The organism is Streptomyces sp. NPDC004838 (genome assembly GCF_053600955.1).
The window spans coordinates 1-16893 of the sequence record NZ_JBSGAW010000014.1 but is presented as its reverse complement, the minus strand read 5'-3'; the positions used below and the strand labels follow the sequence as shown (position 1 = coordinate 16893).

Annotated in this window: 6 protein-coding genes; all 6 read right to left on the bottom strand. The window is 73.0% G+C overall.

Features of this window, described 5'->3' with window-relative positions; translation table 11 throughout:
* Window positions 1-4: 4 nt before the first annotated feature.
* Window positions 5-1174: a cytochrome P450 gene (locus ACWEFL_RS17620; RefSeq protein ID WP_451713078.1), complete on the bottom strand. Its 1170-nt coding sequence runs from the start codon at window positions 1172-1174 to the stop codon at window positions 5-7.
* A 12-nt stretch (window positions 1175-1186) separates the two neighbouring features.
* Window positions 1187-2704 carry a tryptophan 7-halogenase gene (locus ACWEFL_RS17615; RefSeq protein ID WP_451713075.1) on the bottom strand — a complete coding sequence of 506 codons (1518 nt, stop codon included), beginning with the start codon at window positions 2702-2704 and terminating at the stop codon, window positions 1187-1189.
* A 19-nt stretch (window positions 2705-2723) separates the two neighbouring features.
* Window positions 2724-4076, bottom strand: a complete 1353-nt coding sequence (locus ACWEFL_RS17610; protein WP_451713072.1) for a cation:proton antiporter — start codon at window positions 4074-4076, stop codon at window positions 2724-2726.
* A gap of 12 nt (window positions 4077-4088) precedes the next feature.
* Window positions 4089-4316 carry an MbtH family protein gene (locus tag ACWEFL_RS17605; RefSeq protein ID WP_451713069.1) on the bottom strand — a complete coding sequence of 76 codons (228 nt, stop codon included), beginning with the start codon at window positions 4314-4316 and terminating at the stop codon, window positions 4089-4091.
* Window positions 4317-4320: 4 nt separating this feature from the next.
* Complete coding sequence (locus ACWEFL_RS17600) at window positions 4321-10779, bottom strand: amino acid adenylation domain-containing protein (protein WP_451713066.1); 6459 nt, start codon at window positions 10777-10779, stop codon at window positions 4321-4323.
* A gap of 75 nt (window positions 10780-10854) precedes the next feature.
* Window positions 10855-16893, bottom strand: a 6039-nt coding sequence (locus ACWEFL_RS17595; RefSeq protein ID WP_451713063.1) for an amino acid adenylation domain-containing protein, incomplete at its 5' end; no start/stop codon positions are given.

The window sequence follows — 16893 nt, the reverse complement described above, 5'->3', positions numbered from 1 at the left end:
CCTCCTACCAGGTGACGGGCAGTGTTTCCACGCCGTACGGCGCCTGCGGCCGGAACTGGATCTCATCCGGGGGGACGGCGATCCGTAGCGCGGGGAAGCGACGCAGCACCGCCGGGTAGGCGCTGCGCAGTTCCATGCGGACGAGAGGGGCGCCGATGCAGTAGTGGATGCCGTGGCCGAGCGCCACGTGGGGGGCGGCGTCCCGGGTGATGTCGAGGTGGTTCGCGGTGCCCTCCGGTGTGCCGCGGTTGGCCGCGATCAGTGAACAGGCCACCCGGTCACCGGCCTTGATCACCTGGCCGCCGAGGGTCACGTCCTCGCGTGCGGTGCGGGGTGTGGCGGTCGGGATCACCGAGAGGTAGCGGACGAGTTCCTCGACCGCGCGGTCGATCAACTCCGGTCGTGCGCGGAGCAGTTCGAGCTGTTCCGGGTGTTCCAGGAGGGCGAGGACGCCGAGGCCCAGCATCGCCGCCACGTTCTCGACGCCCGAGCCCATGACAAAGGCGCCGAGACCGACCAGCTCCTCGTCACTGACCTCCGCGCCGTGCTCGCGCACCACCCGGCCGAGGAGGTCGTCGCCGGGTTCGCGACGCTTGCGCGCCACGAGCCGGCCCATGTACGCGAGGTACGCGCCGCCCGCGGTCACCTGGGTGCGCCGGCCCCGGAACGCGGGGCGGCCCACCTTGAGCAGCCGCGTCAGGTCGGCCCGGTCGTCGCGGGGCACCCCGAACAGCTCGCACATCACCAGGCCCGGCACGGACCAGGCGACGTGGCGCATGAAGTCGGCGGGCCGCCCGGCCTTCTCCAGGGAGTCGAGACAGTCCTCCATGATCCGGTCCACGGCGAGTTCGAGGCCCCGCATCCGGCGGACGGTGAACTCGGGTGCGAGCAGCTGGCGCAGCCGGGTGTGGTCGGGCGGGTCGTACTGCACGAGGTTGCCCACCTGCGCGGGCCGCCCCAAGGCGTCGGGCAGCTGGGTGCTGAACCGTTCCGTGTCGCCCAGGACGGCACGCACCTCGTCGTGTCCGGTGACGAGCCAGCCGGTGCCGGCCGACGGGTCGTCCGTGAGGTCGGTGCGGGTCAGCGGCGCCCGTGCGCCCAGCCCGGTGAGTTCGGGCAGGGGGTCGAGGCGGTCGCGCCGGTTGTGCATCGAGAGATCGGTCGGCCGCGCCATCAGCGCATCCCCTCACTCACCCGCGCCGTCGGCGGTGCGCGCCGCCCGGTCCGTGTCCTGCCAGAACATGCCGTCCGCGGACGGCACCAGGCCGCCGCTGAACAGGGGTGCCTCCGGTTCGGCGTCCGCGCCGAGGAGCGCCCGCATCTGGACCTGGCCGCCCTCCTGCATCACCTCGCGTACGACCGACGACTTCATCAGCGGCACCATGCTGTCGTCGGCGTCGCCGGCGAGCGTGCCGACCGCGTCGGCGAACTCCGCGGAGCCCGCCGCGAGGCGCTTGGCGACGACGTCGGCGTCGGTGAGGACCTTCTCGCCCGAGGAGACCCCGCCGATCAGTTCGACGAAGGACTGCAGCTCGGGCCGGTCGGTGCGGGTGACCTTCTTGGCCTGCCAGAAGTAGGAGTCCTCGTCGTGGTGCATCTCGTAGAAGGACAGCAGGAACTCGTAGAAGACGCCGTACTCACGCCGGTAGCGGGCCTCGAACTCCCGCATCGCCCGGGGCTCGTCGACGAGTCCGGCGAGCACGCTGTTGATGGAGCGGGCCGCGAGCAGCGAGCTGTACGTGGCGAGGTGGACGCCGGAGGAGAACACCGGGTCGACGAAGCAGGCGGCGTCGCCGACCAGCATCATGCCGGGGCGGGAGAACGTCGTGTGGTGGTACGAGTAGTCCTTGCGGACCCGGAGTTCGCCGTACGGCCCGCTCGTCACGCGTTGGGCGTCCGCGAGGTACTCGCCGATGAGGGGGCATTCGTCGACCAGGGCCATGAGCGCCTTGTGCCGGTCCCCCTGGATCTTCTTCGCCATCTCGCGCCGGACGACGGCGCCGACACTGGTCAGGGTGTCGCTGAGGGGGATATACCAGAACCAGCCGCTCGGGAACGCGACGGACAGGATGTTGCCGGAGTTGGGTTCGGGCAGCCGCTTGCCGCCCTCGAAGTAGCCGTACAGGGCGAGGCTGCGGAAGAACTCCGAGTACTCGCGGGTGCCGCCCACCCGCTGGTAGACGCGGCTCTTGTTGCCGGAGGCGTCCACGACGAACGAGGCGAGAGCCCGGCGTTCGGCTCCGTCGGCGTCGGTGTACCGCACCCCGCGCACCCGCTCGTCGTCGGCGACCACGTCGACGACGGCACAGCCCTCGCGGACGTCGGCGCCCACGCGGCGGGCGTTGTTCAGCAGGATCTCGTCGAAGCGGGACCGCTCCACCTGGTACGCGTAGGACGTCGGCCCGGACATGCGCGGGGAGACGGAGAAGGAGAAGGTCCACGGCTCCGGGTTGGCGCCCCAGCGGAAGGTACCGCCGCGCTTGCGCGGGAAGCCCGCCTCGGCCAGCTCGCCCGCGACCCCGGTCATCCGCAGCACACCGTGCACGGTGGACGGCAACAGCGACTCACCGATCTGGTGGCGCGGGAAGAACTCCTTCTCCAGGACCAGCACCCGGTGGCCCTGCATGGCCACCAGTGCGGCCAGGGTCGATCCGGCGGGTCCTCCGCCGACGACCACGACGTCGAATTCCTCGGATTCCGGCAACGTTCATCCCCCTTCAGGATTATTCACGTTCTCCCGCACCCTCTTTTTTTCCCGCACCGGGGAATCCCCCTTCCCGGCCGTGGAATTTTCGACTTCTCATGTGAGTCTCGTAATGACCGCGTCCGACCGTCAAGCGTGTCCATTTCCCGCACTCGACGAGCGAGATCAGCGGCCCCGTCATGAACGTGGTCACCAGCGCCATCAGCACGAGGATGGTGAAGAGTTCCTCGCCGATGATCCCGGCGTCCAGGGCGACGTTGAGGACGATCAGTTCCGTCAGACCGCGGGTGTTCACCAAGGCGGCGACGAGCGCGGACCCGTGCGGGTCCATGCCGCTGATCCGTGCCGCCCCGTAGGCGGGCAGCAGCTTGCCGAAGATGGCCACGGCGAGGACGAGGAACAGCAGGCCGGCTCCGGCGCCGTCGACGGAGCCGATGTCCAAGGACAGGCCCGTTGTCACGAAGAACAGCGGCAGCAACAGACCGGCGCTCTCCTCCATGGGCCGGAGCACATCGGCGTCCGGCACGCCGTTTCTGCGGGGCATCGCGATACCGGCGAGCAGACCGCCGAAGACGGCGTGCAGGCCGAGTCCCGCGGTGACCCAGCCGCTGCCGAGGGCGAGGGCCAGGGCGAGCGTGCGCTGGTTGGCCTGCAACGCGCCCGACCGTTCCAGCCACCGTGTCAGCAGGGGGCGTACGACGAGGAACAGTCCCGCCACGAACACCACGCTCAGCAGCAGCGTCATCGGCCAGGCGGGCCCGGTCGCGTGCCCGGTGCCGACCAGCGCGACGGCGAGTACCAGCCAGGCCACCACGTCCATGAGTCCGGCGGCGGCGGTGGCCACGCTGCCCGCCGGGGTGCCCGCGAGGCCGCGCTCACGGACGATGGCGGCGAGTACGGGCAGCGCGGTGACGGACAGGGCGACCGCCATGAACATCCAGAACGGCCGACCGTCCGTGCCGTCCACGCCGTCGGGCCGGACCGCGGCGAACAGCCCGGGGAAGCCGCCCGCAAGCCCGGCCCCGATGCCCGCCGGGACCAGGAACGCGCACAGCGCCACCGTCGTCTTGGCTCTGCCGCCCCGGCGCAGCTGCCGCGGGTCCATCTCGTACCCCACGACGAACATGAAGAGCACGACGGCGACCTGGGAGAGCACCGTGAGGAACGGCAGCACCTCGGCAGGGAAGAGACGGTCCGTCGGGTTGCCGGGCAGTCGCCCGAGCAGGGTCGGCCCGAGCGCGATCCCGGCGATGATCTGCCCGATGACCTCGGGCTGGCCGCAGCGCCGGGCCAGGCCGCCGAGGAGCCGTGAGGCTACGACGATGACGGCGATGTCGCCGATGGCGACGGCCGCGATGGACTCTGCGTTCATCCGCGTTCCGTGTCAGAGCGTGGCGGTATCGGCGCGGCCCATTTCCTCGACCAGGCTCTTGGGGCGCATGTCCGTCCAGGTCTCCTCGATGAAATCAAGGCATTCCTGGCGGGTGGCCTCACCGTGTGCGACGGTCCAGCCCTCGGGTATTTCCGCGAAATTCGGCCAGAGCGAGTACTGGCCCTCGTCGTTCACCAGGACGACGAATGTGCCGTTCTCGTTGTCAAAGGGGTTGGTCATTTCTTCAGTCCTTCCGGAGTTTGTCCGTGACGATGCGCATGATCTGCGCCAGGGGTCCGGGCTGCAGCATGTCGTAGTGGCTGACGGCGATTTCGTGCGATTCGATCCGCCCGCCGACGTGGGGCCGCCAGGCGTCGGTCGCCTCCGCCACCGGCAGATCGGCGGGCCGGTCCTCGGTGGCGACGAAGAGCAACAGGTCGCCGCCGAAGGACCGCGGGGTGTGGTCGGGCGTGAAGCCGGCCATGTTCCGCAGCACCTTCTCCAGGTTGGCCAGGGACTGCTCGCTCAGGCCGGTCGAGCGGTACAGGTCGGCAATGCCGCCCTCATCCTGCCGCAGCACGGCGTAGCCGTCCGCCGGTCCGCCCTCCTCGCCGCGCATCCGGGATCGGGCGGAGCTGGTGGGGTAGGCGTCGAGCAGCGCCAGCAGGGCCACCTGTTCGCCCAGTTCCTCGAGACGGGCCGCCACGGCCTGGGCGAGGGTGCCGCCGATGGACCAGCCGAGCAGGTGATACGGGCCCAAGGGCTGCGCGGCACGGATCTCGTCCGCGTAGTCGGCGGCCATCTCCTCGATGCTGCCCGGCAGCGACTCTGGGCGGACCAGGCCGCGCGCCTGTATGCCGTACACCGGCACGTCTCCGGGGAGGTACGGCAGGAGGGCTGCGTATCCCCAGCTCAGCCCCATGCCGGGGTGCACGCAGAACAGGGGCGGGCGGCTGCCCTCGGGGCGCAGCGGCAGCAGGACGTTCAGGTCGCCGCCTCCCGCGCCGGTACGGCGGCCCGCGCGACCGCGTCGAGTGGCGGGGTCGGTGCCGGCCCGCAGGGTGAGCCCGCCTGTCGCGTCCCGTCGCGCCCGGTGCCCGGTGCGGAACATCCGCTCGCCGGCGGGGCCGAACGGGCAGGCCACGAACCGCTCGCCGGTCGCGCCCGGCCGGCCGAGGTAGCCGCGGGCGAGTGAGGTGCCGGCCAGGTACAGGTCGCCGAGGGCGCCCGGGGGCACCGGTCGCAGGAAGTCGTCCATCACGTAGGCGCGGGTGTTGGCCACCTGGCGTCCCGGGGAGGGCTGTTCGCCGGTCGTGGCCGTCACGGTGTCGCCGTCCTGCTCCAGCCAGGTGCCGCCTGTCTCCGCCGCTCCGTGTCCGGCGGCGAGCGGTGTCGCCTGTGCCGTGCCCAGGGTCACCTGGCCTCCCGAGCACAGGGTCGTGAGCAGCGGGGTCAGGAGGTCCGCGGCCGGGGCCCGGCTGTCCAGTCGTAGCGGCTGCGAGGTCTGCGCCGTCTGCGCCGTCTGCGCCGTCCGGGCGCGGTGCGCCAGTTGGTTGACCAGCGCGCGGTGGGAGACGACCGCCGCGGCGCCGGGGTGCGTCGCGCTGTCGAGCACCACGGCGGGGTGGTCGGGGCGCGGCCGCCACCGGCGGCCTGCACCGGCCTCTCCCGGACTCACCTGCTCCGCACGGGAGTCGGGCCCGTCCGAGAGCGGCCGATCCGAGTTCGTCGTCCCGCCCGTCACCGGGTCGTCCAGGAGGACGACGGGGACGCCGGTGTCCGTCGGTACGGGTCCGGCGGCATCGCACAGCAGGACTGCGGGCCGGTTCTCGTCGTCGCCCTCCCAGGGCCGGGACGGATCGGCGAAACGACATGCGGCCCCCGACTTCAGGACGCCGAGCAGCGCGATCACCAGCATGAGGGTGGGCGGGGTGGCCACGACGACGACGCCCTCGGGTCCCGCGCCGGCCGCCACCAGACGCCGGGCCACCTCGTCGGAGGCGGCGTCCAGCGTCTCGTACGTCATGGACGCCTCGTACATGCCGGGGATCCGCTGGTCGAGGACGGCCACGGCGGCCGGGGTGCGCGATGCCTGCGCGGCGAACAGCTCCGGCGTGGTGGCGTCGGGGAGCGGCATCTGAGTGTCGTTGCCGAGGTCCACCGCCCGCCGGCGCTCGTCCTCGTCCAAGAAGACGTCCAGCCCGCTCAGCCGCATCTGCGGGTCGGCGGCGGCCTGTTCCAGGAGTCGGGTGAGCCGGTGCGCGAACGCCGTGACGGTGGGTACGTCGAACAGGTCGATGGCGTAGCGGACATGGCCGTCGATGCCGCCGAAGTCGCCGTCGGACAGATAGCGTTCGGCGAGATCGAGCGAGAGGTCGGTCTCGGTGGCCCGCGGGCCCGTCTCCAGTCGGAGGGTGCGTACCCCGGGCAGCTCCCAGGGGCCCCAGGCGTCGGCGATGTCGTCGCGGACGTCGAGCATGACCTGGAAGACCGGGTGGCGGGCCAGCGAGGGCGGCAGGCCGAGCACGTCCACCAGCCGCTCGAACGGTACGTCCCGGTGCGCGGCCGCTTCCTGGTACGTCTCCCTGGCCCTGGCGAGCAGGTCCGTGAAGGTGGGGTCGCCCGAGGCGTCGCCGCGCAGGGCGAGGGGGCCGCCGAAGGGGCCGACGACACCTTCGAGGGCGGGGTCGTCGCGGCGCGGGATCATCGTGCCGACGGTGATGTCGTCGCCGGCGCCGAGCCTGGCGAGCAGAGCCATGAGCGCGCTGTGCACCACGGTGAACGGCGTCGCATCGGCGGATTCGGCCAGGTCGGCGAGGCGGGCGTGCAGGTCGGCGTCGAGGCGCAGCGGGACGGCACCCGTCCGGTGGGAGGCGACCTGGGGGCGCGGGCGGTCGGCGGGCAGCGCGAGTTCGGTGTCGATGCCCGCGAGGGTGCCCTTCCAGTAGTCGAGCTGGTCGCCCGCCAGGCTCTCCCTCGCCTGCTCTCCCCGCAGCAACTCCCGCTCCCATCGGGCGTAGTCGGCGAACTGCGCGGGCAGCGGGGCCCGTTCGGGCATACGGCCCTCCCGGCGGGCGGTGTAGGCGGTGGCCAGGTCGCGCAGCAGGACGTCGACGGATGCCTCGTCGATCGCGATCCGGTGCACGACCAGGAGCAGTACGTGATCGGTGTCGGAGAGGGCGAACAGGTGTCGGGCCCAGGGGGTGTGGCGGGAGAGGTCGAAGGGGTGGCGGGTTCGTTCGGCGAGGACGTGGGCGAGTTCCTCCTCGTCGACCCGCTCCTCGGCCAGGATGCCGGTGGTCAGGGGGTCGGTGGTCGTAAGGGCGTCCTCGACGGGCAGAACCCGCTGGTGCAGATCTGCCCCACGGGTGCCGGGGAAGATCGTGCGCAGGACGGCGTGGCGGGCGGCGAGGTCCGTGAGGGCCGCGCGCAACGCCTGCTTGTCCAGTTCTCCGGTGAGCCGCAGGGCCACCGGGATGCGGTCCACGCCCGCCTCGTCGTCGAGCCTGGACGTCAGCCAGGTCTGCAACTGGCCTGCTGTTACGGGGACTTCCGCCTCGTCCGCTTCGGGCCCGGCGGCGCCGAGGGCCGGGCGGGCGCGGGTGGCGAGGAGGCGGGCGACCCCGGCGGGGGTGGGCGAGCCGAAGAACTGCCGGATGGGCAGTTCGGCGTCGAACTCCTCACGGATCCGGCCGGCGAGCCGCATGGCGAGGCCGGAGTCCCCGCCCAGCTCGAAGAAGTTGTCGTCGGAGCCCACGCGTTCCAGGTCGAGCACCTCGGCGAAGAGACGGCACAGCTTCTCCTCGGCCGCCGTGCGCGGCCCGCGCCCGGTGACCCGGGCGGCGAAGTCCGGGGCGGGCAGCGCCTTGCGGTCGACCTTGCCGTTGCGGGTCACGGGCAGCGCACCCAGGGCCAGGACGGCGGCCGGAACCATGTAGTCGGGCAGGCGCCGGGCGACGTCCTCACGTATCCGGTCGGGGTCCACCGTCTCCGCGGCGGCCGGTACCACGTAGCCGACAAGGCGCCGCCCGCCGGGACCGTCGTCGCGGGCGACGGCCACGGCCTGTGCGACTGCGGGATGCTCGGTCAGGGCCGCCTCGATCTCGCCGAGTTCGACACGGAAGCCCCGGATCTTCACCTGCGCGTCCGCACGGCCGACGAACTCCAGCTCGCCGTCGTGCGTCCGGTGGGCCAGGTCCCCCGTGCGGTACATCCGTTCGCCGCGCAGGAACGGGCACGCCACGAAGCGCTCCGCGGTCCGCCCGGGCGCGTTCCAGTAGCCGCGGGCCAGTGCCGCGCCCGCCAGGTACAGCTCACCGGTTCCACCGGACGGCACCGGCTGGAGGAAGGCATCGAGCACATACGCCCGGCGGCCGGGCAGCGGACGGCCCACCGGCAGCACGGCCAGCTCCTCGTCGCCGGGCCGCAGGGTGTGCCAGGTGAAGCAGAGGGTGGTCTCCGTGGGTCCGTACAGATGCCGTACGGCCACCTCCGGGCAGGCCGCGCGCACCCGCGCCACCGCGTCGACGGGCACCACGTCCCCGCCGGTCAGGACCTCCCGCAGCCCGGTGAAGCACTCGGGAGTCTCACCGGCGAGCACCCGGAAGGTGCCGGCGGTGAGGTGCAGGGTGGTGACACCGCCGGCCACATACCGGCGCACCTCCCGGGCGTCGACCACACCCGGTCCGGCGACGACCACGCGGGCGCCCACGGTCAGCGGCACCCACGCCTCGAACAGGAAGGCGTCGAAGGCGTGCGGGGCGTGCAGCAGCACCGCGTCGTCCGGGTCGAGGCGCCAGCCGGGCTCGCCGACCAGCGCGGCCACGCTCCCGTGCGGGACCGCGACGCCCTTGGGCTCCCCCGTCGAGCCGGAGGTGTACATCACGTACGCCACCTCGTGCGCGGTGACGGGGAGGGCGGCCGGGTCGGCCCGGTGCGCGAGCACGTCGGCCCGCACCGCCGGGTCGTCGAGGTCCACGACCCCCTTCGCGCTGTCCGGCACCACGGCGCGCGTCGCGCCGGTGCACAGCACCGCCGAGGCTCCGCAGTCCGCGAGGACCGCCGCCACCCGCTCGGCCGGGTTCCCGGGATCCACCGGCACCTGCACGGCCCCGGCCCGCCACAGCGCCAGCAGCGCCACCACCACGTCCGCGGACCGTTCGAGCACCACCGCGACGCGGTCGCCCCGGGTCACGCCCACGTCCGCCAGATACGCCGCGAGCCGTCCCGCCGACGTCCACAACTCGCCGTACGTCAGAACCTCTTCGTCCGCTACGAGCGCCACGGCGTCCGGGGCGGTCGCGACCCGCTCGGCGATCAGCTCGGGCACCGTGAGGTCCGGCGCCACGCCGGGCTCGGCACTTCCCTCGGGGAGCGCCGGTTCGGTGACGCGGATGCGGCCCGTCGGCACGGCGGGGTCGGCCACCAGTTGTTCCAGGACCCCGACCAGGGAGGTGAGGACGGCCTCGGCGGCGGCCCTCTCGAAGAGGTCGGGCCGGTACTCAAGCCGTAACCGGGTGCGCTCGCCGGGCGCGACTACGAGGGTCAGCGGATAGTGCGCCGCCTCGCGGGCGATGCTCTCGGGCCGGATGACCGGGGTATCGGGCGCGGTGGACCGGCCCGCGCGTGCGGCGGACTGTCGGGGGAAGTTCTCGTAGATCACGAGCGTGTCGAACATCGCCCCCGGACCGGCGAGTCGCTGGACCTCCAGCAGGCCGAGGTGCTGGTGGCCCATCAGCGCGGACTGCCGCTCCTGCAGGCCCCGCAGCAGGTCGGCGACCGGCTGGTCGCCGTCGAGCCGCACCCGTACCGGCAGGGTGTTGATGAGCAGCCCCACCATCGTCTCCACGCCGGGCAGATCTGCGGGCCGCCCGGCCGCCGTGGCGCCGAACACCACGTCCGTGCGTCCGGCCAGCCTGGCGAGGACCAACGCCCAGGCGCCCTGCACCAGGGTGTTCACGGTCAGTTCGCGGGTGCGGGCCAGCTCGGTCAGCGCGCGGGCCAGCGGGTCCGGCAACTCGCGGTCGACGTGGTCGGGGAAGGCGGGCAGGCGGTCGGGGACGACCGGCGCGACCAGCGTCGGCTCGTCGGCCCCGGCCAGCTCCTCCCGCCAGGCGGTGCGGGCCGCTTCCTTGTCCTGCTTGCCCAGCCACAGCAGATAGTCGCGGTACGACGTCGTGCGGGGCAGCTGCGAGACGTCGCCCCAGCCCGCGTACAGGGCGGCGAGTTCGCCGATCAGCACGGGTGCGGACCAGCCGTCCATGAGGATGTGGTGGCTGGTGATCACCAGGCGGTGGCGGTGCTCGGAGAGCCGGACGAGCAGGACCCGCAGCAGTGGCGCGGTCGCCAGGTCGAAGCGCTCGGCGCGTTCGCGCTCGGCGAGGCGTTCGGCGGCGGCGTGGGCCTCGGCCCCGGGCAGGTGCGACACGTCCTCGGATCGCCACGGCAGGGTCACGGTCCGCGCGATGACCTGCACCATCTGTGCTCCGCTGACCTGCCGGAAGCAGGCGCGCAACGCGGCGTGCCGGTCCAGGAGCGCCGTCCACGACGCACGTAACCGTGCCTCGTCCAGCGGCCCGTCGACAGCGAGAGCGGACTGCACAGTGTAGACATCGGGTCCTTGGTCGTCGAAGGCGGCGTGGAAGAGCATGCCTTCCTGCAGCGGCGACAGCGGCCACACGTCCTCGACTGCGGATCGGGTCATCGCTTCTCTCCTCGGCAGGGTGGAGTCGGCAAGGTGCGGACGGCCGAGGGTGCTCGGCCGGGCATGGTCGGCAGGTCAGGTCTGGCCGTCGTCGGTGAACCCGGCTTCGAGTTCCTCGATCTGGTTCTGTGCCAGGTCGAGGAGGGGGAAGTCGGAAGGGGTGTGCCCACCGGCGGCGGGGCCGGCGGTGTGGCCGGCGAGACCGCGGAGCACGTCCAGCCATGCCTCCCCGAGCCGTCGGGCGGCGGCGTCGTCGAGCACGCCACGGGGCCAGCCGAGGGACAGGGTGAGCTCGGGTCCGTCAGTAGTGTCCACCACGAGGGCGCCGGCTTCCAGCGCGTGCGTGGACGGCATGTCCGGGTCGGCACCGCCGCCGATCTCACCGGTCAACTGCCAGTCGGCCACGTCCCCTTGACGGTTTCCCGCAGTGAAGCGGCCGAGATAGTTGAAGCCGATCTGGGGTGCCGGAAGCGCGGCCAGGGTCGGTCCGGTGTCCAGGTTGAGGTGCCGCAGCAGTCCGTGGCCAAGTCCGTCGCCGGGCACCGTCCGCGTCTGCTCCTTCACCGCTTTCAGCACGGATCCGCTCGACTGGCCTCCGGCGCGGGCGTCGTCCAGGTCGACGCCGCTCAGATCGAGGCGCACCGGGTGCGTGCGGGTGAACCAGCCCACCGTGCGGGACAGGTCCACTCCGTCGACGGGTTCCCGGCCGTGGCCCTCGACGTCGACCAGCAGGACCCGGTCGCGGTCCGCCCGGGTGGCTGCCACGGCCGCCGCGAGGCCGGCGAGCAGCACCTCGTGCACACCGCAGTGGAACAGGGCGGGTGTGGTGGCGGTCAGGGTGGCCGCCTGCGGCGCGGGCACCGTCCACGAGGCGTGGCGCACGGTGGCGGCCGTGTCGACCGCCGGGTCCAGGGCGCGGTCGCCGACGAGGGGTTCGGCGACGTCGAGGAGCCGCGTCCACTGCGACAGCTCGGCGGTCCGGCCGGGTGCGAGGGCCTGCTCGGCCAGCAGCGTCGCCCACCGCCGGAACGAGGTGACCGGCGGGTCGAGTTCGGGTTCCCGTCCGGCCGCGGCGGCCCGGCATGCCTGGGCGAGGTCGGGGACGAGGACCCGCCAGGACACCCCGTCGACCGCGAGGTGATGGACGGCGAGCACGACGCGTCCGCTCCGCTCGGGCCCGGCGTCCACCCACACCGCCCGGAGCAGCGCGCCGGCGGCGGGATCGAGCCGCCCCACGGCCTCGCGTGCCGTGCGGACCGCGAGCGCGTCGAGGTCCCGCGTGGCCACGTCCCGTGCGTCGACACGGACGACGAGTTTCTCCGCGTCCACGGACCCGGCCTCGCCGACCATGAGCCGGTCGCCCTCGGCCACCCGGGCCCGCAGCATGGGGTGCGTGGTCAGCAGGGCGCCGATACCGGTCACGAGGACGTCGCGGGTGAGGTCCGACGGAGCCCCGAGGACCACCCACTGGGCGAATCCGGGGCGCAGGACGTGTTCGCCGAGCTCCCGCATCACCGGGGTCCACGGCACCTCGCCGATCGCGACGTCCTCGGCGTCGGGAGCTGCCGGGCCGGTCGCGCCGGCGGCTACGGCGACGACGGCGAGGCGTTCGGGGGTCTTCTCCTCAAAGACCTGACGTGGCGTCACCACCAGTCCGGCCTGCCGGGCCCGCGAGGACAGTTGCATCGACGAGATGGAGTCGCCCCCCAGCTCGAAGAAGCTGTCGTCGGCCCCGACCCGGGCCAGGCCCAGGACGTCGGCGAACACCTCGCACAGGACGGTCTCGGCGGGCGTACGCGGCTCACGGCCCCGTGCCCTTCCGGTGAAGTCCGGGGCGGGCAGCGCGGCGCGGTCGAGCTTCCCGTTCGCGGTGCGGGGCAGGTCGTCGAGCGGTACGAAGGCGGTCGGCAGCATGTACTCCGGCAGGCGCGTGGCGGCGAAGCCCCTTACTTCGGAGACGAGTTCGTCGGTCCACGGGATGCTCGGCGCGGTACGACCGGTCTGCGCGGTACGACCGGTCGGCTCGGCATCGCCGCTCTGCCCGATACCGCCCGGCTCGGCCGCCCGCGTGACGACGTAGGCGACGAGTCGCTGTTCGCCCGGGCGGTCCTCGCGGGCCACCACCACGGCCTGCGCGACCGCGGGGTGCGCGGTCAGGGCGCCCTCCACCTCCGCGGGTTCGATGCGGTGACCCCGTACCTTCACCTGCCCGTCCGCACGCCCCGCGAAGACCAGTTCGCCGATGTCGGTCCAGCGGGCGAGGTCCCCGGTGCGGTACATGCGCGCGCCGGGCGTGAAGGGGCAGGCGACGAAGCGCTCGGCGGTCAATCCGGGCCGCTCGCCGTAGCCGCGGGCCAGCCCCGGGCCCGCCACATACAGCTCACCGGTCACGCCCGGGGGCAGCGGCTGGAGGAAGGCGTCCAGGACGTAGACGCGTACGTTGGGCGGGGGGCCGCCGATGGGGACGGTGTCGGCGCCGGGGGCGAGCGGTCGGCTCATCGCCGCGCACACGGTCACCTCGGTGGGGCCGTACGCGTTCACCATCCGCCGGTCGGCGGCCCACCGCTCCACCAGCGCCGGCGGACAGGTCTCGCCGGCCACCACCAGCGTCCTGAGGGAGGCGGGCAGGTGCTCCTCGGTGGCGAGCACGCTGGGGGGCACGGTGACGTGGGTGGCGCCCCACTCCCTTACGGCGTCGGCGAGCGTCACCCGCGGCGGCAGCCCATCCTGGTCCGGCACCACGAGCGAGGCGCCGGACAGCAGGGCCATGCACAGTTCGGAGACGGCGGCGTCGAAGCTGAGCGAGGCGAACTGCAGGACCCGCGCGTCGGGTTGCACCGCGAACCGCTCGATCTGGGCCCGCGCCAGGTGGGCGAGTCCCGTGTGGGTGACGACGACGCCCTTGGGGGTGCCGGTCGACCCGGAGGTGTAGATCACGTACGCGGCGTTCTGCGGGCGCAGGGTTCCGTTCCGCTCCCCGTCGTCGAGGGGACCGCCCGCGCGCCGGGCTACGCCCGCGATGACGTCCGGGTCGTCGAGGACCACGATCCGTCCCCGGAACCCGTCGGGCACCGCGCCCCGGGTCCGCCGGGTGCACACCACGGCCGCCGGGCCGGCGTCCCGCACCAGGAACGCCACCCGGTCCGCCGGGTGGCCCGCGTCCACGGGAACGAAGACACCGCCCGCCATGGACACGGCCAGCACGGACACGACCATCGCCTCCGAGCGGGGCACCAGCACGGCGACACGGACCTCCGGTCCCACGCCCGCGTCGACGAGGTAGCGGGCCAGGCGCCCGGCGGATGTCTCCAGCTCGGCGTACGTCAGTGCGCGCTCGCCGGCATGGGGGGCGTCGGCGGCGCCGGGGGCGACCGGTGTCCGCTCGCCGGCACCGCGGCGGTCCGCCGCGCCCAGGGCTTGCGTCAAAGGTGCGGACGCCGCGCTTGGAACTTCCATCGCGGACGCGGACGCCATGCCCGAAGCCTGCGTCTTTGAGGCGGACGCCGTCCCCGGAGCTTGAGGTCCTGAGGCGGACGCCAGGCCCGGAGCCTCCGCCGCGTAGACCGACGCCGCACCCGGGGCTTCCGTCGCGGACGCGGCGATCGTGGTGGACCCGCGCGACACCAACGCCACCGCGTGCGGCGATCGCCGTACCTGACGCTGGAACAGTTCCGGCAGCGGGGCGGCCTCGAACGGCGCCCGCGTGCCGCTCCACGTGTCCACCACCAGCTCGCGCCGGGCCGGGCTCAGCACACCGACCCCCGCGACAGGGGCGTCCGGGCCCGCGGCCAGCTGTTCGAGGACGTGTCCCAGGGAGGCCGTCACCTGCTGGGCCCAGTCCTGCCCGAACACCTTGGGCCGGTAGATGAGTTCGCCGTGCAGCCGGTCCCCCGGCACCGCGATCAGGGTGAGCGGGTAGTGGCCGGTGTCTTCCGGCCTGCCGCCGGGGCGGATGGTCAGGGTGTCGGGCGAGGGCTCGGCGAGGCGCGGGCGCGGATAGTTCTCGTACACGAAGAGCGCGTCGAAGACCGCACCCGGACCGGTGAGCTGCCTGATCTCGGGCATACCGATGTGCTGGTGCGCCATCAGCGCGACCTGCCGCCGCTGGAGGTCCTGGAGGAACTCGGCGACCGTCCGGTCACCGCTGAGCGGCACGCGTACCGGCAGCGTGTTGATGAAGAGGCCGACCATGGACTCCACGCGCGGCAGCTCCGCCGGCCGCCCAGCGACCGTCGCACCGAACACCACGTCGGTCCGTCCGGCGAGCCTGGCGAGGAGCAGGGCCCAGGCGCCCTGCACCACCGTGTTCACGGTCAGGCCGCGCTCGCGCGCCAACTCGGCGACCGCGCAAGTGAGTTCCTCGGTGAACTCGAAGGCCACCCGGGCCGGAACCGTGGGCGCCCCGCCCTGTTCCCCGGGTGCCACGAGCGTCGGCTCGTCCACTCCCGCGAACTCGGCCCGCCATGCCTCCCGCGCCGCCTCCTTGCCCTGTCCGCCGAGCCAGGCCAAGTACTCGCGGTACGAGGTCGCCGGGGGCAGTGCCCGTGCGGCACCGCCCGCCGCGTAGATCGCGGACACCTCGCCGATGAGCACCGGCAGCGACCAGCCGTCCGTGACGATGTGGTGGCTGGTGACGATCTGGACGTGCCGGTGCTCACCGAGCCGGACGAGGGTCAGGCGCAGCAGCGGGGCCTGGGTCACGTCGAGACGGCGCGATCGCTCGCCCTGCACCAACCGGTCGAGCCCGGCCTGTACCTGGGCCTCGCCCAGTCCCGTCAAGTCGGCCTCGTGCCAGGGAAGTTCCACGTCACGGGCTACGACCTGGACCGCCTCGCCGGCGTCCTGCTGGTGGAAACTCGCCCGCAGGATCGGATGCCGGTGCAGCAGGGCCCGCCAGGAGGCCCGCAGCCGCTCCACGTCCAAGGGCCCGTCCAGGGCCAGGATCCGCTGCCCTTCATAGAGGTCGGGGCCCTGGTCGTCGTAGGCCGCGTGGAACAACAGCCCCTGCTGGAGCGGCGACAGCGGCCAGATGTCCACCAGGCCGGGCACCCGGGCTTCCAGTTCCTCCACGCTCCGCTGCGTGAGGGCGAGGAGGGGGAAGTCAGAGGGGGTGTGTCCGCCGACGACCGGATCGCCGACGTGGGTCGCGAGACCGACGAGGGTGTCCCGCCAGATCCGGCCGAGACCCTCCGCCGCCGTCTCGTCCAGAAGTGTCGTCGGCCAGCCGAGCGTGATGGTCAGGACCGGGCCGTCCGGGGTGTCCTGTACGACGGCGGCGGCTTCGAGGGTGTGCAGGGCGGGCATCCGCGGTGCGGCCGAGCCGCCGATCGCGGTCTGGCCGGTCAGCTGCCATGCCTCCACGGCGGTGGTCGACCGGCGACCGCCTGTGGTGAAGCGGCCCAGGTAGTTGAAGCCGATCTGCGCGGCGGGCAGTTCGGACAGAGCCGGGCTCGTCCGCGGGTTGAGGTACCGCAGCAGCCCGTAGCCCAGACCGTCGCCGCCGGGCACGGACCGCACCTGTTCCTTGACCACCTTCAGCAGCGCACCGGCCGCCGGTCCACCTGCCAGGACCTCTTCCAGGTCCACACCGGTGACCGCCAGCCGTACCGGATGGCTGCTGGTGAACCAGCCGACCGTGCGCGACAGATCCGCACCGGCGACAGGTTCACGACCATGCCCCTCCACGTCGACCAGCACACCGTCCACGGTCTCCGGCCGCCACCGGGCCACCGCCCCCGCCAGCCCCGCCAACAGCACCTCATGCACACCACAGTGGAAGAGCGCAGGCGCCACGCTCACCAACTGGGCCACGTCCCGCACCGGAAGAGTCCAGGACCTATGCATCATGGTGGCCGCGGTGTCGAGTGCAGGGTCCAACTCCCGTGTACCCACCGAGACTTCGGGCACGCGCACCAGTTCGGCCCAGGCGTCCAGCTCACCGGTCAGTGCCGGATCAGCCGCCCGTTCCGCCAAGAGTGCCGACCAGCCCCGGAACGACGTTGCCACCGGGTCGAGTTGTGGCGACCGGCCCTCGGCTACGGCCTCGCAGGCGGCCTGCAGGTCCGGCAGCAGGATCCGCCACGACACCCCGTCCACCACCAGGTGATGCACCAC